Origin of the sequence: Streptomyces sp. NBC_00464 (genome assembly GCF_036013915.1) — a bacterium.
GTDB lineage: Bacteria > Actinomycetota > Actinomycetes > Streptomycetales > Streptomycetaceae > Streptomyces.
In genome coordinates, this window is the sequence record NZ_CP107899.1 from 2,095,317 (window position 1) to 2,113,776 (window position 18,460).

Genomic DNA, 18,460 nt, shown 5'->3' on the forward strand with positions numbered 1-18,460 from the left:
GTCAGCCCGGGGTGAGGAGGTGGCGGTAGCTGTTCGGATGCTCGCGGAGGTACGTGGCCAGGTTCATGGCCGGCCTGCCGGTGAGCCTCGGCACGGCGTCCGAGACCGTCGCCATCTCCCCGGCCGCGATGGCCTCGTACGACGTCACCCAGCCGGCCACCTCCCAGTCCTGCGCGCCGTATCGGGACCGCGAGGCGTAGGCCTCCTCCCGGGTCTCCGGTACGTAGGTGATGGTCCGTCCGGTGACCCGGCTCAGCTCCTCGGCGGCCTCGGTGAGGGTGAACGCCTCGGGCCCCGTCAGGTCGTACGTCTCTCCGTCGTGCGTGGGGCCGGTGGGGTCGGTGCCGGCCAGCAGGACGGCGGTCGCCGCGTCGGCGATGTCCTCGTGGGCCACCGCGGCGACCCTGCCGTCGCCGGCCGGTCCGCGCAGGACGCCGTCGGTGCCGGTCATCGCCGGGAGCCCGGCCAGATACCAGCTGTCGCGCAGGAAGGTGTGCCGGACACCGGAGGATCGGATGTGGGCCTCCGTGTCCCAGTGGTCGCGGGCGAAGGTGAACGTCGCGTCGGGTGCGGCTCCGAGGAAGGAGACGTACACGATCCTTTCGACGCCCGCCGCGACCGCCGCGTCCACGGCCGTCGTGTGCTCGTGCACCCGGTCCGGGCTCTCGTGCGCCGATACGAGGAACAGGGTGTGCGCCCCGGCCAGGGCGCGGCGCATGGCCTCCCCGTCGCCGTAGGGGGCGGCGGGTGCGGTGTCGGCACCGGGGAGTTCGGGCAGCCGGGAGGGGTCGCGGCCCAGAAGCCTTACGGGGACGCCCGCCCGGGTCAGCCGCTTCGCGACGCGGCCGCCGAGCGCGCCGCTCGCGCCGGTGACGGCGGTGAGGGGGCCGTTCGTGACGCCTTCGGAATCCTGCGTGCGGTCTGTGGGGTTCATGAGGGGTTGCCTTCCTTGTGCGGCCAGGGGCGCACCTCCACGACCGCCTCGACCGGAACCGGTCCGTAGATGTGCGGGAACTCCTCGCCGCCGGGCGGGAGCGACTCGTACCGCACGGGCGCGGGGAGCCGTTCGGTGTCGATGACGAGCACCACCAGGTCCTGGTCACCGGCCCCGGCCCGGCTCCCGGCGCCGTACAGCAGCTCGGCCACACCGGCGAGCTGGTGCGGCAGCGAACAGTGGATGAAGCCTTCTTCGTGCAGGGTGCGGCCGCGGGTGGACATCTCGTACGTCCCGATCCCGCGGGCCGCCTCCCACAGCGGGCGTTCGGTCAGGTGCAGCAGTTCGGCCATGGGCCAAAACTAGCCGCGTCGGCGCGTCCTTCGGGCGATCAGCGTGGCCGCCGATCCAGCGACCAGCAGTCCGGCCGCAATCCCGCCGATCACCCATTCACCGCCGCGCGAACCCGTGTCCGGGAGCTGTCCGCCGGGGTGGGGCGGGCTGGGCGGCCAGCTGTGCGTCGGGGTGGGGTGCGGACCCGGCGTCGACTGCGAGGGGGACGGCCCCGGGCTGTCGGAGGGGGTGGGCGTCGGCGAGTCCGTCGGAGTGGGTGTGGGCGAATCCGTCGGGGTGGGCGAGTCGGTCGGGGTCGGGGACGGCGAGTCCGTCGGCGACGGCGACGGCTCCTCTCCGCAGTCCGGCAGATCACCGTCGAACGGGTAGGCGTGCAGTTCCTGACCGCCCGACTCCCCCTCCGAGGTATGGGTCAGCGAACCGGCACTGTAGAAGCGCCCGTTGGTGCCGCTCATCGCGAGCGTCGCCATGCTGGACTGCTGCCCGATCAGCACGCTGCCCTGGAACTGGCCGGTGCCCTTCAGCCCGATCGTGGTGGCGTCCGGGAAGTTCCACATCAGGTTCTCGCGGAGTCCGGACTGAGGCAGCGACCCCATGTACGTACTGATGTTGCGCGTGCTGCCGTAGAGGTTGACCAGCACGGTCGCGCCGTCCGGGATACCGCGGAAGAAGATGCCCGCCTGGCCGCCCGCCTCCGTGGTCAGGTCGGCGTCCACCGCGAAGACCTGGAGGGCGGACGTTCCGTCGCCGGTGAAGTAGGTGTCGCCGCCGTCCTTCTGCACCGTTCCGTTCGCCGGACGGCGGTGGTCCTCGTTGTCGTCGTACGCGTAGCAGTGGCTGGCCGCCGTCAGCTGGTCGCGCAGCGCGGTGTACGGATCGGTGGCGTCGGCGTCGTGGACCGGGTCGGGGATCACCGTGCCGCTGAGGCCCTGGGCGTAGCGCACCACCCCGTGGTTGTCCCCCTCCTCGGCGAGGAGCCGCTTCCCGCTCTGGACGGTGAGGTCGCCGCCCACCGTCAGGTAGTCGGAGCCGTTGGGCGGCGGCACCCGCGATCCCACGCCGGCGACACCGACGTTGTAGATCTCGGAGACCCCCTCCCGCTTCCTCATGTCGAACTGCCCCAGGGTGACGATCTTGCCCTCGGCCTCCGAGGCGGCCTCCCTGACCAGGTAGTCGCCGCCGACGAAGATGTTGATGTTGCTGTCGTGGTACGTGACGGGGCCACTGTTCGAATCCGGCCAGCTGGGAGGGCAGTCGTCCCCCAGGCACGGACCCAGACCACCGGGCAGCGGGTCGGCGGCCGCGGTGGGCGCGAAGGCCCCCACCATGGCTGCTGCCGCCGCCACCGTCACCGCCACGCGGTGATTTTTACCGCTTCTGCGCTTATTTGATCCCATACAGCGCAATATGCAGCTTTATTGAGTAACCATCGGTCGTGCCACGCCGGGATATCGGTCTGGATCCGCCGACTGCCCCTCCCCGAATCCGTCGCCCCGGCGCCGCCGCCGTCGGCCGGATGTCGTCCTTCCGGTACGGCCGCCGTCAACCTGCCAGCAGCTTCGCCTCGGTCGCCGGGTCGAGACCAGTCAGCGGCCGGTCGGCCCGCTGGGGCGCCGCACCGCCGAGCTCGCACAGCCACGCCCAGGTGTCGGCGACGGTCTCCTCGACCGGCCGGCAGCGCAGCCCCGTTCCGTACGCCCGGCTGACATCGCCCTGGTGGAGGGTGTCGTACAGCTCCCCCGGCGGCAGCCAGACCGGCAGGTCGGTCCAGGGCTCGACGCCCGCCGCGAGGATCCGTTCGGCGTCGGTCCAGCGCAGCTCGGCACCGGAACCGGTGGCGCGCACGCAGGCGTTCAGCAGTTCGCCCATCGTGGTGTGCCCGGGGCGGCTGACCAGGTTGTACGGGCCGTTCAGCCCCTTCCCGGAGGCATCGAGCAGCCATTCGGCGAGGTCGCGCACGTCGATGTACTGCAGGGCCAGGTCCGGGGTGCCGGGCGCGAGCACGGGGCCGCCGCGGGCGATCCGCGTCAGCCACCACGGCAGCCTGCCGACGTTCTCCCAGGGGCCGATGATCAACCCGGCACGGGCGAGGAGTGCCCGGTCCCCGAAGGCGTCCAGCGCGGCCAGTTCACCGCCGCGCTTGGCCAGGGCGTACGAGAGGTCGCCGTCGGCGTCCGGCGAGGCGCCCGCCACCAGCGGACCGTCCTCGGACAGGCCCGCCGGTGCCGGGTAGTCGTACACCGACCGGCTGGAGACGTACGCGTACCGAGCGGCCCGGCCGGACAGCAGCCGGGCCGCGTCCCGTACGGCCGACGGGGCGCCGCTCCAGGTGTCGACCACCAGGTCCCAGGTGAAGGTTCCGTCGTCCGGTTCGCCGACCCCGGCCAGCGCGGCGAGGCCGCCCTCCACGGTGCGGTCGCCGAGCAGTTCGGCCACTCCGGGCGGGGGTGCGTGACGGCCGCGGTGGAACACCGTGATCTCCCAGCCGCGTGCGAGCGCGGCCTCGGTGACAGCCCTGCCGACGAATTCCGTACCACCCAGGATCAGAAGCCTCATGCCCCGACTCTGCCCGCCCGCGCCCCGGTCCGGAACGGTCCTCGCTCTCGGCTGAATCGCCCCGGAGCGGCACAGAGCGGAACCGGATACCGGGATGAGCCTCTCCGCACCCGGGGCGGCTCCGCGCTCAGGACCGGGCGAGCGGGCTGCGGTGGCGCACCAGCCACTGGTGGTAGCCGGCCGCCCGCCGGGCCGCCTCGCGGTAGGCGGCCTCCAGTTCCCCGTACACCACGGTCATGTCGGCGCCCGGACGGGAGACCAGGAGCAGCCGGACGGCGAGCGGGTCGTCGCGCAGCGGGCGGATCGCCATGTCGTCGCGGGGGCCCGAGGTGGGCTGGCACGGCGCCACCGCCTCGCCGAGCACGATGAGTGAGGCAGCGGTGAGGTAGTCGCCGTGCAGCACGGTCGGCGCGACGCCCGCGGCGCCGAACACCCGGCGCAGGCCGTCCCATTCGCCGTCCACCGTGGGGTCGACCATCCACCGGTCGGCGGCCAGGTCGGCCAGGTCGACGACGGGCAGCGCGGCCGCCGGATGGTCGCGGGCCATGGAGATGAACTGCGGTTCACGGTCCAGCAGAACGCGCTGCTCCAGACCGTCGGGGACGGACAGCGGGCAGCCCTCCACCTCGTGCACGAAGGCGACGTCGAGCCGGCCCTCCCCGACCGCGCGCAGGAGCGCACCGGCCGACACGTCGACCCGCAGCGAGATGTCCGTACCGGGTAGCCGGAGCCGCAGTCCGCGCAGCCAGCCGCCGATGACCCGGCTGGCGGTGCAGCCGATCCGCAGGCGCGGCCCGCCGGCTCTGGCGGCCTCCGCCTCCGCCTTCGCGTCGGTGACCAGTGCGCTCATGCCGTCGACGAGGGGGCGTGCCCTGCTGAGGACGGCGCTGCCCAGCACGGTGGGGCGGCAGCCGGTGCGCTCACGGCTGAACAGTTCGGCGCCCAGGGCGTTCTCGATCCGGCGCAGCTGAGTGGTGAGCGAGGGCTGGCTGACGCCCAGTCTGCGGGCCGCCCGGTGCAGGCTGCCGGTCTCGGCGATGGCGCACAGCGCCCTGAGGTGCCTCACCTCAAGCTCCATGCTGCCGAGGGTAGGGCGGCGGAGTCGTACCGCACCAGAGGCCACAACCCCATCAAATGACGTCAATTCAGCGGCTGTTGGGGCGGTGTACATCAGGTGTGCGCTCGCCGGGTCCGGACGGGCGATAGTGCGGGGCTATCGCCGGTTGGCATCATCCGCGCGGAGCCGCGGTCCCCGACACTCGCTGCGTACCGCCCCCGTCCGCGTCCGCTGACCGGACGGGGTTCCCCCTGGCAGGCAACCGGCAGGAGACCCCCCATGAGACACCCCAGGACCGCCATGTCAGCCGTGATCGGCCTCGGCTTCGGCCTCGCCGCCGCACTGGGCACCGCCCCCGCGATCGCCTCCGCCGCCCCGGCGCCCGTCGCTCCCCCCACATCCGCCGCGGCCGTCCACTCCGCGTACACCTCGCACTCCGGATCACACGAGAGCGCGGCCGCCAACAAGGCGTTCTTCGAGGCGGTGACGAAGTCGGTGGCCGAGAAGCGGGCCGCCCACCCGGGCGTCCAGGCCGTCACCATCGTCTACAGCACCGCCAACGCGCCGAGCTTCCGTTCGGAGATAGCCAACAGCGCGCAGATCTGGAACAGCTCGGTCTCCAACGTCCGGCTGCAGGAGGGCTCCAACGCCGACTTCTCGTACTACGAGGGCAACGACCCGAGTGGCTCGTACGCGAGCACCGACGGCCACGGCAACGGCTACATCTTCCTGGACTACGCACAGAACCAGCAGTACGACTCCACCCGCGTCACGACCCACGAGACCGGGCACGTCCTCGGCCTGCCGGACCACTACTCGGGCCCGTGCAGCGAGCTGATGTCGGGCGGGGGCCCCGGCCCCTCGTGCACCAACCCGTATCCGGACTCCAATGAGCGCAGCGAGGTGAACTACCTCTGGCAGAACGGCTTCGCGGCCGCGCTCGCCCGTAGCGGTTCCTGACCGCGTCTGCCCGCAGCGGTTCGTGACCGTGCTCGTGTGCAGCGTTTCTGACCGCACGCGCGTGGAGCGGTTCCTGACCGCTCGCCCGTAGCGGATTCCGACCGCGTCGTGAAGGGCCGCCTCGCAGGACGGGGTGGCCCTTCATGGTCGTCGGAGGCACCGCAGCCGTCATCCGGCCGCGAGTTCGCTACGGACCAGGGCCAGCAGTTCGTCCTCCGTCATCCCGAGCCCACGCGCCTCGGCGACCGTCTCGCGTACCCGCTCCAGCAGCCTGGCGCGGTGCGGGGATGCGCCGTCGGCGACGACCGCGCCGCGACCCCGGCGCAGTTCGATCAGCCCTTCCTCGCGCAGCCTCTGGTAGCCGCGCAGGACTGTGTGCACGTTCACGCCCAGCGATTCGGCGAGGACCCGGGCGGCGGGCAGCCGTTCGCCGGGGGCCACCGCCCCGTCGGCGACGGCGCGGCGCACACAGGCCGCGATCTGGTCGCCGAGCGGCACGGTGGAGGTGGGGTCGACCCGGAAGAGCATGATCAGTGCTCCGTTCGACGCTGGTCGATCAGGGTGTTGAGGAGCGCGGCAGCGGTCTTCGAGTCGTCGACCGTCACCGCGAAGTCCCGGCCGTCGGCCAGCCGTGCCACGATCCCCTCGCCGGAACGGATCATGACGCCGGTGCGTCCCGGCCGGATCCGGTAGCCCCAGCCGCCGTACTCGGCGAGCGGCCTGATGTCCCGGCTGACCGCCGCCTCGATCCGGTCGAGCGGAACGTGGACGCGCGGCCAGGGCAGCATCCCGGTGACGGTGATGCCTCGCCGGTCCACTGCCACGTACGGACGGGCGAAGCTCACCAGGAGCAGCCCGACCAGGAGCGCCGGAACCGCGGCGATCCATCCCGTGGTGAACAGCAGGGCGACTCCTCCCGCGCAGGCCAGGACCGCCACCGGCAGCAGCCACCGGTTCCCCGCGCTGCGCGCCCACCCTGCGACCTCCCCGGCAGCCAGCGCGATCCGTTCCCCGTTCCCGTCCGGCCCGCCCCCCGACGGTTGCTCCGTTACGGGAAGGGGCGCGGCCAACAGCAGCCCCACCCCGAAGGCGAGCGCGGCGGCCCCCAGTGCGGCGGCCAGCTGCCACATCGGGAACGAGACGTCCTGGGCACGGCCCTGCGCGTCCTGGGCGGCGTCCACGTTGACCAGCAGGACCACCGCCATCAGGTAGCCCAGGAACCCGGCGAGGGCATAACCGCCGGCGACCATCCTCTTGAGCTCCGGGCCGCGGAACCGTCCCCTGGCGGTCATCAGGGTCCACAGTGCGCCGATGCCGACGAGCAGCACCGTGGTGACGACGACGTACGAGGTCCGGCCCGCGTAGTCGTCCGCCCGGCCGTTGCCCACGAAATGGCTGGCCAGTTGGGAGGGCAGACGGTCCCGGTGCGTGACGAAGAGGACGAGGTCGACGGCGAGGGCAAGCAGGAACGGCAGAGCGGTGAGAGCCACGCGGCCGATGTTCTTCCGGTTCATTAAAACCTCCCTTGTTCGCATGCTAGTAGAACAATAGAGACTCGGCAACGCGCCGATCAGGCGATCAGCCGAGAAGGCGGGAGGCCGGGAGGCCGGGAGGCCGGGAGGCCGGGAGGCCGGGAGGCCGGGAGGCCGGGAGGCCGGGAGGCCGGGAGGCCGGGAGGCCGGGAGGCCGGGAGGCCGGGAGGCCGGGAGGCCGGGAGGCCGGGAGGCCGGGAGGCCGGGAGGCCGGGAGGCCGGGAGGCCGGGAGGCCGGGAGGCCGGGAGGCCGGGAGGCCGTAACAACGAGGAACCGGCCTGACGGTGTCGCTCCGTCAGGCCGGTTCGGTGGATCAGGTGGATCAGGGGGATCGGGTGGATCAGGTGGATCAGGAGGATCGAGGTATGGGACAGCGTGCCGGAGTGCCGGGCCGCCGGTGTGCTCAGGCCGTTTCGAGTGGGAACGCTCCACGGTGGCCGGTGCCCGCACCCGCCTCGGGGCGCGGCTCGAACTCGCGGCAGCTCCAGATCTCCTGGACGAATCCGCTGCGCCGGTCCCACAGGTCGAGGACGTCGTCCTCGCCGGCCGCCCCGCGGTAGGCCTCCTTGGCCCCCCGGAAGCAGGCGAGACCGCCGGAGAGCCCGCGGCCGGGTGCCGGGAAGTAGTCCGAGAAGGCGCAGGCGATGCACGTCTGGAGCCGGATCCCGGGCGGGAGGGACCGCTGGATGGTGGCGAGTGCGGCGCCGAAGTCGCTCTCCGCCCGGTGGGACCGGAAGGCCGCACCGCCGTACCGCAGCTCGAGAAAGAGATACGGGTCGGGCCTGCGCAGCGACAACAGGCAGCTCAGCGTGGCCTGATGGACCGCACCGTCCGCGGTGACGGGGAACGGCAGGTCCCATTCCAGGACGCAGTCGTTGAGCGCCCCGTCCGCGAGGGCGAACATCCCGCTCTCCGGCGGCATGCCCGCCACCGGGCACAGTCCGTCGAAGCTCTCGCCCTCGAAATCGACGCCCCTGACGCGCAGGCGGAGTTGCTGTCCGTCGGTGGTGAGGATGACGGCATCGGAGCCCTGTCGGTCCCGGTACCACCCTGCCCACGACTCATCTGTCATGGGCAGGGACTGTAGCCCGTGGCTCGGACACTCCCCTTGCCGCCCTCCACTTCACCGTCCGACCCCTGTGACCTCGACCGATTCCCGATCCGCCCCCGCCGCTCCCTCACCCCCTCCACCCGGCCCTCGTCCTCCCCTGCCGGATTACGTCCTGATGGTGCGGAACCTCCGTTCAGTGCGTCCGGCGCGTGACGAACTCCGCCAGCGCCAGGAGATCGCCCGCCGCCGACAGATCGGGCACGGCCCGGGACAGGTGGTGCACCGCGCGTGCCATCCGGTCCGCGGCGCAGACCTGCGCCCAGTCGCGGCCGCCCGCCCGGTCCACGGCGTCGGCCGCGCGGCTCACCTCACCGGATGTGTTCATGGGGCCCCGGTAGAGCGCGGCGAGCTCCGCCGCCGCCGGGGTGCCCGACGTCAGTGCCGCGACCACGGGCAGCGACTTCTTGTGGGCGGAGAGGTCGGCGCCGACCGGCTTCCCTGTCTGGGCGGGGTCGCCCCAGATGCCGATCAGGTCGTCGATGAGCTGGAAGGCGAGTCCGGCCTCCCGGCCGAAGCCGTCCATCGCGCCGACGGCGCGCTCGTCCACGCCCGCATAGAGCGCACCCAGCGCGCAGGCACAGCCGAGCAGCGCGCCCGTCTTCGCCGTCGCCATGGCGAGGCACTCGTCCAGGGAGACCTCGTCGGGTCCGCGTTCCTCGAAGGCACAGTCCGCCTGCTGGCCCGCGCACAGCTCGATGACACAGGTGGAGAGCCGGGCCGAGGCACGGGCCGACACCGCGCGCGCGTCCTCGGCGAGGAGCCTCTGGGCGAGGGCGAACATGGCGTCGCCCGCGATGACGGCGTCCGGGATTCCGAAGACCGTCCAGGCCGTTGCCCGGTGGCGGCGGGTGCGGTCCTCGTCGATGACGTCGTCGTGCAGCAGGGTGAAGTTGTGGGCCAGTTCCACGGCGACGGCCGCCCGCACGGCCTCCTTCGGGTCACCGCCGAGCGCCCTGGTGGCGGCGAGGACGAGCGCGGGTCTGATCGCCTTTCCCGCGCCGCCCGCGGCGGGTCTGCCGTCGGCGTGCTCCCAGCCGAAGTGGTACATCGCCACGCGCCGGATCGACCCCGGCAGCGAGGCGATCGCGGCCCGCAGATGCGGATCGACGAGGGTCCGGGTGTACTCCAGGAGCGCCGCGGCCTCGTTGCCCTCGGTGGCGGCGGCGTCGGTACGGGTCATGGTCAATCGGTCACCCCGGTCATTGCCGTCCCGGCCCCCGATGGCTGTCGCCCCGGGGCCGGAGACGTGGGTGGTTGCTGTGGGTGCGCCGGCTGCCGCCGGTCGGGGTCCCGGACCCGGCGGGCCCGGGACCCCGTGGAATCACCGCCAGCGGCTGACCTCGACGTTCTCCAGGACGCCGAGGGCGTCCGGGACCAGTACGGCCGCGGAGTAGTAGGCCGTCACGAGGTAGGAGATGATCGCCTGCTCGTCGATCCCCATGAAGCGGACCGACAGGCTGGGCTCGATCTCGTCCGGGATGCCCGTCTGCTGGAGGCCGATGACGCCCTGTTCGGCCTGGCCGGTCCTCATGCAGATGATCGACGTGGTGCGGGCGTCCGTGACCGGGATCTTGTTGGACGGGAAGATCGGGACCCCGCGCCAGGCCGGCACGTGATGACCGCCGACGTCCACGCTCTCCGGCACCAGCCCGCGCTTGTTGCACTCGCGGCCGAAGGCGGCGATGGCCCGCGGGTGGGCGAGGAAGAGCTTCGATCCGCGGCGGCGCGACAGCAGTTCGTCCATGTCATCGGGGGTGGGCGCCCCGTCGTGCGGCTGGATCCGCTGCCCGTAGTCGCAGTTGTTGAGCAGGCCGAACTCCCGGTTGTTGATGAGCTCGTGCTCCTGGCGCTCGCGCAGCGCCTCGACCGTGAGCCGCAACTGCTGCTCGGTCTGGTTCATCGGCTGGTTGTAGAGGTCGGCGACCCTGCTGTGGACCTTCAGCACGGTCTGGGCGACGCTCAGTTCGTACTCGCGGGGCGCGGACTCGTAGTCCACGTACGTGTGCGGGACGACGGCCTCGCCGACATGGCCCGCGGACAGGTCGATCTCCGCCTCGCCGTACTTGTTGGTGCGCTGCTGCGGGATCGCGAGCAGCCCGGCGAGGTGGGTGCTCAGCGATTCGGCGCGCTCGGCGAGGTTGAGCACATCGGCCCGCCTCAGTGTCAGAACCGTGCACGCCGTGACGGCGCGGGCCGTGTACTCCCAGACGGCGTCGCCCTCGATCAGGGAGTGGTCGCCGAAGTACGCCCCGTCCGCATGGACCCCGAGCACCGTCTCGTCCCCGTAGGGCCCGGTGCCGACCTTCTCGACCTTTCCGTGCGCCAGCAGGAAGACCCGGTCCGCCGCCTCCCCCGCCGTGGCCAGGAGCTGTCCGGCGGGAATCTCGCGCTGCTCGCACCTCCTGGCCAGTTCGGCAAGCACTTCCTCGTCCCCGAAGTCCCTCAGGGCCGGGAGTTCACCGAGCTCGGCGGGGATGACCGAGACCCGGTCCCCGGTCTGTACGAAGGTCACCCGGCCGTCCCCGACCGAGTAGCTCAGCCGCCGGTTGACCCGGTAGGTGCCGCCCTGCACCTGGACCCACGGCAGCATCTTCAGCAGCCACCGTGAGCTGATCTCCTGCATCTGCGGAGCGGACTTGGTGGTCGTCGCGAGGTTCCGCGCGGCTGCCGTGCCAAGACTCTGCTGCGGCGGCACCTGCGTGTTCTGAACCTCTTCACCAACGGACATCTGTCGTCCTCTCGATTCATCGGCTGACCTGCGAGAAGAACCTTTCAGCATGAGGGCTCGGCACGCCATTACACAAAAGAGTGTGACTAATCGGGCTTTGGGTTGGGCACCACGCTGCGCGATGCCCGGCCACTCGAAAAATTTGCATACGGAATGCAAATTCACTTACCGTGACCGTCATGCGGCTGACGAGATTCACGGACGTGGCGCTGCGGGTACTGATGCGTCTCGCGGTCGTCGAGAGCGAGGATCCGCCGACCACCCGGGAGGTGGCGGCGACCATGCAGGTGCCGTACACCCACGCCGCGAAGGTCGTGGCCCGTCTCCAGCACCTCGGCCTGGTCGAGGCACGGCGTGGCCGCGGCGGCGGCCTTTCCCTCACCGCAGCCGGCCGCTCCGCCTCCATCGGCGGCCTCGTCCGCGAGCTGGAGGGACCGGGCGACGTCGTCGAGTGCGAGGGCGCCACCCCGTGCCCACTGCGGTCGGCCTGCCGGCTGCGCAACGCCCTGCGTGCGGCCTCGGAGGCCTTCTACACCTCGCTGGACCCGCTGACCGTCGCCGAACTGGTCTCCTCCCCCACCGGCCCCCTGCTGATCGGCATCAGCAGCAGACCGCCGGCGGAGGGCTGAACCCACCCCGCCGCACCGGGCCCGCGGCCCGGTTTCTACACTGACCTTAAATGCGCATCTCAAATGCCAATTTAATCCGAGGAGTCAACGATGCTCTCCGAGCCGTCCACCGCCACTGTCCGTGCCACCCTCCCCGCCGTCGGCGCGGCCATCGGGGACATCGCCGATCTCTTCTACCGCAAGCTGTTCGACGCCCACCCGGAGCTGCTGCGCGACCTGTTCAACCGCGGCAACCAGGCCTCCGGCGCCCAGCGCCAGGCGCTCGCGGGCTCCATCGCCGCGTTCGCGACCCAGCTGGTCGAGCACCCCGGCACCCGTCCCGACGTGATGCTCGACCGCATCGCGCACAAGCACGCCTCGCTCGGCGTCACGGCCGCCCAGTACGACGTCGTGCACACCCACCTGTTCGCGGCCATCGCCGAAGTGCTCGGCGACGCGGTGACGTCCGAGGTCGCAGCCGCCTGGGACGAGGTGTACTGGCTGATGGCCAACGCCCTGATCACCATCGAGGAGCGGCTGTACGCGCAGCAGGGCGTCGTCGCCGGTGACGTGTGGCGCGACTGGGAGGTGGTCTCCCGCACCGAGGAGACCGCAGACGTCGCCACGTTCCGGATCCGCCCCGCCGACGGCGCCCCCGCCCCCGCGTTCCACCCGGGGCAGTACGTGTCCGTGCAGGTCGAACTCTCCGACGGCGCCCGCCAGATACGCCAGTACAGCCTCTCCTGCGCCCCCGGTTCGGCAGTTCGCTCGTTCACCGTCAAGCGGGTGCACGGCGACGGCGCCCCTGACGGCGAGGTCTCGCGGCACCTGCACGCACGGACCGTGGCCGGCGACCGGCTCCGGGTCTCGGCCCCGTACGGCGACCTCGTACTGAAGTCCACCGACGCCCCGCTCCTCCTCGCCTCCGCGGGCATCGGCTGCACCCCGATGCTGTCGATGCTGGAGCACCTCGCGGACTCCGGTCACCGCGCGCCGGTGACCGTGGTGCACGGCGACCGCTCCCCCGCCGACCACGCGCTGCGCGCCGACCACGCCCTGTTCACCGCCGAACTGCCCGACGCCGCGGCGCACTTCTGGTACGAGACCCCCGAGGAGGGTCACCCGGCGGACCGCACCGGCCTCGTCGACCTGACCGGCGTGGTGATCCCGTCCGGCACCCACGCCTACCTCTGCGGCCCGCTGCCCTTCATGCGGGCCGTGCGCACCCAACTGCTCGCCAAGGGCGTACCGGCGGCCGACATCCACTACGAGGTGTTCGGCCCCGACCTGTGGCTCGCCCAGGACTGAGAGGCCACCCCACCGCCCCCGAATCCCGGGCGGCGCTCGCGGAATTGACCGGATCGGCTCGCACAGCGCCCGAACAGGGCCCCGGAATCTCCTCGTAACTGGTCCGGGGCCGTGTCCGTCGGGTACATCGGATACAAGCGCTGTACGGACACACTCCCCCACGCACGAAGGAGTCGGTCATGTCCTCACCCATGTCCGCGAGCACCTTTCTCGACGCCCTCAAGGACGAAGGGCTCACCGTCGTCCAGGTCGGCGACTGGCGCACCCACAACCGCAACCACAAGGGCCCCTGGGGGCCGGTCAACGGCGTGATGATCCATCACACCGTCACCAGGGGCACCGCCGCGACCGTCCGGATCTGCCGCGACGGCTACCCCGCACTGCCGGGGCCGCTGTGCCACGGCGTCATCGCCAAGGACGGCCGGGTCCATCTGGTCGGCTACGGAAGGGCCAACCACGCCGGACTCGGCGACGACGACGTACTGCGCGCCGTCGTCGCCGAGAAGCGGCTGCCCTCGGACAACGAGACCAACACCGACGGGAACCGGCACTTCTACGGCTTCGAGTGCGAGAACCTCGGCGACGGCGAGGACCCCTGGCCCGCCGTCCAGCTCGAAGCCATCGAGAAGGCCGCGGCCGCGATCTGCCGCCACCACCACTGGACGTCCCGGTCCGTCATCGGCCACCGGGAGTGGCAGCCCGGAAAGGTCGACCCGCGCGGCTTCTCGATGACCGCCATGCGGGCACGGATCCACGACCGCCTGAAGTAGCCCGTGGGCCCGCTCCGGCCGGGGCGCGGCCACAATGGAGCCATGCCCTCCACGCCCCCCGGACAGGACCCCGGCCTCTCCCGGCTGCGGCCGGCGCTCCCCTCGCCCCTGCAGCCGGCCGAGGACGAGCGCTTCGCCCGCCACGGCGTGACACTGCTCCTCAAGCGCGACGACCTGATCCACCCGGACCTGCCGGGCAACAAGTGGCGCAAGCTCGCCCCGAACCTCCGCGCCGCCGCAGGCCGCCCCGTGCTGACCTTCGGCGGCGCGTACTCCAACCATCTGCGGGCCACGGCCGCCGCGGGCCGGCTGCTGGGCTTCCGCACCGTCGGCGTCGTCCGGGGCGACGAGCTCGCCCACCGCCCGCTCAACCCCTCGCTCGCCCGGTGCGCGGCCGACGGCATGCGGCTGCACTTCGTGGACCGGCAGACGTACCGCGCCAAAGCCGATCCGCAGGTCCTGGCGGGCCTGCTGAGCGCCCACGGGGAGTGCGAGGTCATCCCGGAGGGTGGCAGCAACGCTCTGGCCGCACAGGGCTGCACAGAGCTCGGGCACGAGCTGCGCGAAGCCGTCGACGTGGCGGCGGTGGCCTGCGGCACCGGCGGCACCCTCGCCGGACTCGCCGCGGGACTGGCACCCGGACAGCGCGCCCTCGGCATCCCGGTCCTGCGGGGCGGCTTCCTGGGGGACGCGGTCCGGGACCTCCAGCAGGCGGCGTTCGGCGGACCGGCCGGCACCTGGTCCCTCGACGACCGCTTCCACTTCGGCGGGTACGCCCGCACCACCCCCGCACTGCACGCGTTCGCCGACGACTTCGAGGACCGCCACGGGCTGCCGGTCGAGCGGCTCTATGTGGCCAAACTCCTGTACGCGCTCACCGTGGTGGCCGAGGAGGGCGCGTTCCCCGCCGGAACCACCCTCGCCGCCGTCGTCACGGGGCGCCCGGACGAGCCCCTGGAGGATCAGCCGTCCGACTCCTCCCGGTAGGCCGCGGCCTCCTCCAGGTCGAGACGCCTGAGCAGGGTCCGCATCATCTCGTCGTCGATGCTGCGCTCGTCCCGCAGCCGTACGAAGACCTCGCGCTCGGCCTCGATCATCTCGCCGGCCAGCCGCCGGTAGGTGTCGTCCGCCGACTCCCCCGTCACCGGATTGGCCGCGCCGAGCCGTTCCCAGACGGCGTTGCGGCGGCGCTCGAGGACGGTGCGCAGCCGGTCGGTGAGCGGCTGGGGCAGGCGGTTGCGCCGGTCGGTGAGCAGTTCCTCCAGACGTGCCTCGGCGGCCGTGGACGCCTCGCTCTGGGCCTGCGCCTCGGCAAGCGTCTCGGCCTGCCGGTCGCGGCCCGGAAGCTTCAGTACCTTCACCATGACCGGCAGCGTGAGCCCCTGGACGACCAGAGTGCCGATGACCGTGGTGAACGTCAGGAACAGCACCAGGTTGCGCGCCGGGAAAGCATCGCCGTCGCTCGTGACCATCGGGATGGAGAAAGCGATGGCGAGCGAGACGACGCCGCGCATCCCGGCCCAGCCGACGATCAGCGGCGAGGTCCAGTCGGTCTCGGGTTCCCGTTCCCTGATGCGTTTCGACAGCAGGCGTGGCACATAGGTCGCCGGATAGACCCAGACGAACCGGACCACGACGACCGCCAGGAACACCGCCACCGCGTACCAGAGGGCCTCGGCCACGGCGTACGTACCGAGCCCCTTCAGTACGAAGGGCAGCTGGAGGCCGATCAGGGCGAAGACGGCGGACTCCAGGATGAACGCGACCATCTTCCAGACGGCGGCCTCCTGGAGCCTGGTGGCGAAGTCGACCTGCCAGGAACGGTGGCCCAGATAGAGCGCGACGACGACCACGGCGAGCACCCCGGAGGCGTGCACGCGTTCGGCGGCTGCGTAGGCCACGAACGGGATCAGGAGCGACAGGGTGTTCTGGAGCAGGGGCTCCTTGAGGTGCGTACGGAGCCAGTGCAGCGGGACCATGAGCAGCAGGCCGACCCCGACTCCGCCGACCGAGGCCAGCAGGAACTCGCCGATTCCGGCGCCCCAGCTCATGCCCTCGCCCACGGCTGCGGCGAGCGCCACCTTGTAGGCGGTGATCGCGGTGGCGTCGTTCACCAGGGATTCGCCCTGAAGGATCGTGGTGACCCTGGCGGGCAGGCCCACCCGGCGGGCGATGGCCGCGGCGGTCACGGCGTCCGGCGGGGCGATCACGGCACCCAGCACCAGTGCCGCCGTGAGCGGCAGGTCGGGCACGAGCCGGTACGCCAGCCAGCCCACCGCGACGGTGGCGAACAGCACGTAGCCGACGGAGAGCAGGGCGACGGGGCGGATATTGGCCCGCAGGTCCAGGTAGGAGCTGTCCACGGCCGCCGTGTAGAGCAGCGGCGGCAGCAGAAGCGGCAGCACGATGTGCGCGTCCAGCGTGTAATCCGGCACCCCCGGCAGATACGCGCCGATCAGCCCGAGGGCCACCAGCAACAGGGGGGCCGGCACCGGCGTCCGGCGGGCCAGACCGGCCGTCGCCGCACTGGCCGCGACCAGTGCCACCAGTGGCAATGCGTCCATCTCACGGTCCTCGCATCCGTCGTAACCTGGCCATCATGAGCGAGTGCCCGCATGTACCGGACCTGCCGCGCCCCGAGCCCGCAGCCCTCTCCGAGACCTGTCTCGAATGTCTGGCGGCGGGCACCCACCCCGTGCAACTGCGACTCTGCCTGACCTGCGGCCATGTCGGCTGCTGCGATTCGTCGCCCATGCGGCACGCCACGGGGCACTTCGAGGAGACCGGCCATCCGGTGATGCGGAGCTTCGAGGCCGGCGAGAGCTGGCGTTGGTGCTTCGAGGACGGTTCGATCGTCTGACGTCTGGGTACGTCAAACCGGCGCCTGTTGTTCGTAATTGACCGCCGCAGACCTCTAGCCACTGTGTGTACTCGTGGGCTTACCATGAGTGACAGTCATGGGACGGGGTCCCGGCGACACGGCATCATGGATCGCGATAGCGTCGCCGGACCAAGAACCGAAGACGTACCACATGGCTCCGGGCGCCCCTTCCCGGATCCTCGAAGAGTTTGTGCCACCTTGGAGGTGAGGGTGTCCCAGATCGCAGGCGAGCCCGGGAATCAGGACTTCGTAGAGGTCCGGCTGCCCGCTGCGGGTGCCTACCTGTCGGTGCTGCGTACGGCCACGGCCGGCCTCGCAGCGCGTTTGGACTTCACTCTCGACGAGATCGAGGATCTTCGCATCGCGGTCGACGAGGCCTGCGCGATCCTGCTCCAGCAGGCCGTGCCCGGCTCCGTCCTCAGCTGCGTGTTCCGCCTCGTCGACGATTCTCTCGAGGTGACGGTTTCGGCCCCGACGACGGACGGCCGGGCCCCGGAGCGCGACACCTTCGCCTGGACGGTGCTCTCCGCACTGGCCGGAAAGGTCGACTCCTCGGTCGCCGATGACCGTACGGTCAGCATCAGCCTGTACAAACAGCGCGGCGCGGGACCCGGGCCGGCGTGAGCAACGGGAACGGGGACGGTCCTGTGCGGGACGAGACGATCCGACCAGGGGTGGTGCGCTCAGCAGGCATCCCGGAACAGCAGGCCCTGCCTCATCCGGTGGACGGGGCGGACCTGCCCCGTGCGGTGGACGGGGCGGACGGGCCCGCCGGCATTACGGTCGCGGTGGAGCAGTCGCAGGCGGAGCGGGCAGGCCAGATGAGCGAGCACGGGCACCACGATCCACACGACCGCAGCGCAGCGCGGGCGTTGTTCATCGAGCTGGGCAAGCTCCCGGACGGCTCGCCCGAGAAGGCGGAGCTGCGCAACCGGCTGGTGCGGATGCACCTGCCGCTCGTGGAGCACCTGGCCCGGCGCTTCCGCAACCGCGGCGAGCCGCTGGACGATCTGACCCAGGTCGCCACGATCGGTCTGATCAAGTCGGTGGACCGGTTCGACCCGGAGCGCGGCGTCGAGTTCTCGACGTACGCGACACCCACGGTCGTCGGCGAGATCAAGCGGCACTTCCGCGACAAGGGCTGGGCGGTGCGCGTGCCGCGCCGGCTCCAGGAGCTGCGGCTCTCGCTGACCACGGCGACCGCGGAGCTCTCCCAGCAGCACGGCCGCTCACCCACGGTGCACGAGCTGGCGGAGCGGCTCGGCATCTCCGAGGAAGAGGTCCTGGAGGGTCTGGAATCGGCCAATGCGTACAGCACGCTCTCGCTGGACGTGCCGGACACGGACGACGAGTCACCGGCGGTCGCGGACACGCTCGGCTCCGAGGACGAGGCGCTGGAGGGCGTCGAGTACCGGGAGTCGCTCAAACCGCTGCTGGAGGATCTGCCGCCACGGGAGAAGCGGATTCTGCTGCTCCGGTTCTTCGGCAACATGACCCAGTCGCAGATCGCGCAGGAGGTCGGCATCTCGCAGATGCATGTGTCGCGACTGCTGGCCCGCACGCTCGCACAGCTGCGTGAGCGGCTGCTCGTCGAGGAGTAGGCGAGCCGGGGAGGCGGACGGACTGCGGTTCGTTCGCCCCCGCCCCCGCACCCGGGCAC

19 protein-coding genes are annotated in these 18,460 nt (G+C 71.6%); 8 read left to right on the forward strand and 11 right to left on the reverse strand.

What is annotated here, in order from left to right; translation table 11 throughout:
* Position 1 precedes the first annotated feature (1 nt).
* From OG912_RS08985 to OG912_RS09005, 5 genes are all read right to left on the reverse strand, one after another.
* Positions 2–934, reverse strand: coding sequence for an SDR family oxidoreductase (locus tag OG912_RS08985; RefSeq protein ID WP_327708905.1), 933 nt, complete (start codon positions 932–934; stop codon positions 2–4).
* Positions 931–1,287, reverse strand: a complete 357-nt coding sequence (locus OG912_RS08990) for a DUF952 domain-containing protein (protein WP_327708906.1) — start codon at positions 1,285–1,287, stop codon at positions 931–933. The genes OG912_RS08985 and OG912_RS08990 overlap by 4 nt, the downstream gene beginning before the upstream one ends.
* Before the next feature lie 9 nt (positions 1,288–1,296).
* On the reverse strand, positions 1,297–2,646 hold the full coding sequence (locus OG912_RS08995) for a choice-of-anchor A family protein (protein WP_327708907.1): 1,350 nt from the start codon (positions 2,644–2,646) through the stop codon (positions 1,297–1,299).
* 184 nt (positions 2,647–2,830) lie between these two features.
* The gene (locus tag OG912_RS09000; RefSeq protein WP_443061078.1) at positions 2,831–3,832 is read right to left on the reverse strand and encodes a reductase; all 1,002 of its coding nucleotides are present in this window, start codon (positions 3,830–3,832) and stop codon (positions 2,831–2,833) included.
* 139 nt (positions 3,833–3,971) lie between these two features.
* A complete protein-coding gene (locus tag OG912_RS09005; RefSeq protein ID WP_327708909.1) occupies positions 3,972–4,922 on the reverse strand; it encodes a LysR family transcriptional regulator in 951 nt (316 codons plus the stop codon).
* Positions 4,923–5,180: 258 nt separating this feature from the next.
* Here OG912_RS09005 and snpA point away from each other — a divergent pair, with 258 nt between their 5' ends.
* On the forward strand, positions 5,181–5,861 hold the full coding sequence (snpA, locus tag OG912_RS09010) for a snapalysin (RefSeq protein WP_327708910.1): 681 nt from the start codon (positions 5,181–5,183) through the stop codon (positions 5,859–5,861).
* A 168-nt stretch (positions 5,862–6,029) separates the two neighbouring features.
* Here snpA and OG912_RS09015 read toward each other — a convergent pair whose 3' ends face one another.
* From OG912_RS09015 to OG912_RS09035, 5 genes are all read right to left on the reverse strand, one after another.
* Positions 6,030–6,389: a GntR family transcriptional regulator gene (locus tag OG912_RS09015; RefSeq protein WP_327708911.1), complete on the reverse strand. Its 360-nt coding sequence runs from the start codon at positions 6,387–6,389 to the stop codon at positions 6,030–6,032.
* Between the two features lie 2 nt (positions 6,390–6,391).
* Positions 6,392–7,375 carry a DUF1648 domain-containing protein gene (locus OG912_RS09020; protein ID WP_327708912.1) on the reverse strand — a complete coding sequence of 328 codons (984 nt, stop codon included), beginning with the start codon at positions 7,373–7,375 and terminating at the stop codon, positions 6,392–6,394.
* 422 nt (positions 7,376–7,797) lie between these two features.
* Positions 7,798–8,466 carry a DUF6304 family protein gene (locus OG912_RS09025; RefSeq protein WP_326738674.1) on the reverse strand — a complete coding sequence of 223 codons (669 nt, stop codon included), beginning with the start codon at positions 8,464–8,466 and terminating at the stop codon, positions 7,798–7,800.
* A gap of 172 nt (positions 8,467–8,638) precedes the next feature.
* Complete coding sequence (locus OG912_RS09030; protein ID WP_327708913.1) at positions 8,639–9,685, reverse strand: family 2 encapsulin nanocompartment cargo protein polyprenyl transferase; 1,047 nt, start codon at positions 9,683–9,685, stop codon at positions 8,639–8,641.
* A gap of 141 nt (positions 9,686–9,826) precedes the next feature.
* Positions 9,827–11,233 (reverse strand): family 2B encapsulin nanocompartment shell protein, encoded by a 1,407-nt coding sequence (locus tag OG912_RS09035; protein WP_327708914.1) that lies wholly within the window; start codon positions 11,231–11,233, stop codon positions 9,827–9,829.
* Positions 11,234–11,412: 179 nt separating this feature from the next.
* Between OG912_RS09035 and OG912_RS09040 the strand changes: the two genes are divergently transcribed.
* The 4 genes from OG912_RS09040 to OG912_RS09055 all read left to right on the forward strand — a co-directional run bounded on the left by OG912_RS09040 (position 11,413) and on the right by OG912_RS09055 (position 14,906).
* Positions 11,413–11,862 (forward strand): RrF2 family transcriptional regulator, encoded by a 450-nt coding sequence (locus OG912_RS09040; RefSeq protein WP_327708915.1) that lies wholly within the window; start codon positions 11,413–11,415, stop codon positions 11,860–11,862.
* 90 nt (positions 11,863–11,952) lie between these two features.
* Complete coding sequence (locus tag OG912_RS09045) at positions 11,953–13,149, forward strand: globin domain-containing protein (RefSeq protein WP_327708916.1); 1,197 nt, start codon at positions 11,953–11,955, stop codon at positions 13,147–13,149.
* A 179-nt stretch (positions 13,150–13,328) separates the two neighbouring features.
* Entirely contained in the window at positions 13,329–13,919 is a 591-nt protein-coding gene (locus OG912_RS09050) for an N-acetylmuramoyl-L-alanine amidase (protein WP_327708917.1), read from the forward strand.
* Positions 13,920–13,961: 42 nt separating this feature from the next.
* Complete coding sequence (locus OG912_RS09055) at positions 13,962–14,906, forward strand: 1-aminocyclopropane-1-carboxylate deaminase/D-cysteine desulfhydrase (protein ID WP_327708918.1); 945 nt, start codon at positions 13,962–13,964, stop codon at positions 14,904–14,906.
* Here the strand turns inward: OG912_RS09055 and OG912_RS09060 are convergent.
* Complete coding sequence (locus OG912_RS09060) at positions 14,882–16,483, reverse strand: Na+/H+ antiporter (RefSeq protein ID WP_327708919.1); 1,602 nt, start codon at positions 16,481–16,483, stop codon at positions 14,882–14,884. The two genes, OG912_RS09055 and OG912_RS09060, sit on opposite strands and share 25 nt — an antisense overlap.
* Positions 16,484–16,518: 35 nt before the next feature.
* On the opposite strand from OG912_RS09060, the gene OG912_RS09065 reads away from it, so the two are divergent.
* The 3 genes from OG912_RS09065 (at position 16,519) to OG912_RS09075 (ending at position 18,401) form a co-directional block, all read left to right on the forward strand.
* A complete protein-coding gene (locus tag OG912_RS09065) occupies positions 16,519–16,779 on the forward strand; it encodes a UBP-type zinc finger domain-containing protein (protein ID WP_326738666.1) in 261 nt (86 codons plus the stop codon).
* Positions 16,780–17,010: 231 nt separating this feature from the next.
* A complete protein-coding gene (locus OG912_RS09070) occupies positions 17,011–17,424 on the forward strand; it encodes an anti-sigma regulatory factor (protein ID WP_067163834.1) in 414 nt (137 codons plus the stop codon).
* A 50-nt stretch (positions 17,425–17,474) separates the two neighbouring features.
* On the forward strand, positions 17,475–18,401 hold the full coding sequence (locus OG912_RS09075) for an RNA polymerase sigma factor SigF (RefSeq protein WP_443035489.1): 927 nt from the start codon (positions 17,475–17,477) through the stop codon (positions 18,399–18,401).
* The last annotated feature ends 59 nt before the right edge of the window (positions 18,402–18,460 follow it).

Excerpts from the sequence above, each read along its gene's own strand:
- OG912_RS08985 (WP_327708905.1), bottom strand. The coding sequence starts at position 934 with ATGAACCCCACAGACCGCACGCAGGATTCCGAAGGCGTCACGAACGGC.
- OG912_RS08990 (WP_327708906.1), bottom strand. The coding sequence starts at position 1,287 with ATGGCCGAACTGCTGCACCTGACCGAACGCCCGCTGTGGGAGGCGGCC.
- OG912_RS09005 (WP_327708909.1), bottom strand. The coding sequence starts at position 4,922 with ATGGAGCTTGAGGTGAGGCACCTCAGGGCGCTGTGCGCCATCGCCGAG.
- snpA (WP_327708910.1), top strand. The coding sequence starts at position 5,181 with ATGAGACACCCCAGGACCGCCATGTCAGCCGTGATCGGCCTCGGCTTC.
- OG912_RS09015 (WP_327708911.1), bottom strand. The coding sequence starts at position 6,389 with ATGCTCTTCCGGGTCGACCCCACCTCCACCGTGCCGCTCGGCGACCAG.
- OG912_RS09020 (WP_327708912.1), bottom strand. The coding sequence starts at position 7,375 with ATGAACCGGAAGAACATCGGCCGCGTGGCTCTCACCGCTCTGCCGTTC.
- OG912_RS09025 (WP_326738674.1), bottom strand. The coding sequence starts at position 8,466 with ATGACAGATGAGTCGTGGGCAGGGTGGTACCGGGACCGACAGGGCTCC.
- OG912_RS09030 (WP_327708913.1), bottom strand. The coding sequence starts at position 9,685 with ATGACCCGTACCGACGCCGCCGCCACCGAGGGCAACGAGGCCGCGGCG.
- OG912_RS09035 (WP_327708914.1), bottom strand. The coding sequence starts at position 11,233 with ATGTCCGTTGGTGAAGAGGTTCAGAACACGCAGGTGCCGCCGCAGCAG.
- OG912_RS09040 (WP_327708915.1), top strand. The coding sequence starts at position 11,413 with ATGCGGCTGACGAGATTCACGGACGTGGCGCTGCGGGTACTGATGCGT.
- OG912_RS09045 (WP_327708916.1), top strand. The coding sequence starts at position 11,953 with ATGCTCTCCGAGCCGTCCACCGCCACTGTCCGTGCCACCCTCCCCGCC.
- OG912_RS09050 (WP_327708917.1), top strand. The coding sequence starts at position 13,329 with ATGTCCTCACCCATGTCCGCGAGCACCTTTCTCGACGCCCTCAAGGAC.
- OG912_RS09055 (WP_327708918.1), top strand. The coding sequence starts at position 13,962 with ATGCCCTCCACGCCCCCCGGACAGGACCCCGGCCTCTCCCGGCTGCGG.
- OG912_RS09060 (WP_327708919.1), bottom strand. The coding sequence starts at position 16,483 with ATGGACGCATTGCCACTGGTGGCACTGGTCGCGGCCAGTGCGGCGACG.
- OG912_RS09065 (WP_326738666.1), top strand. The coding sequence starts at position 16,519 with ATGAGCGAGTGCCCGCATGTACCGGACCTGCCGCGCCCCGAGCCCGCA.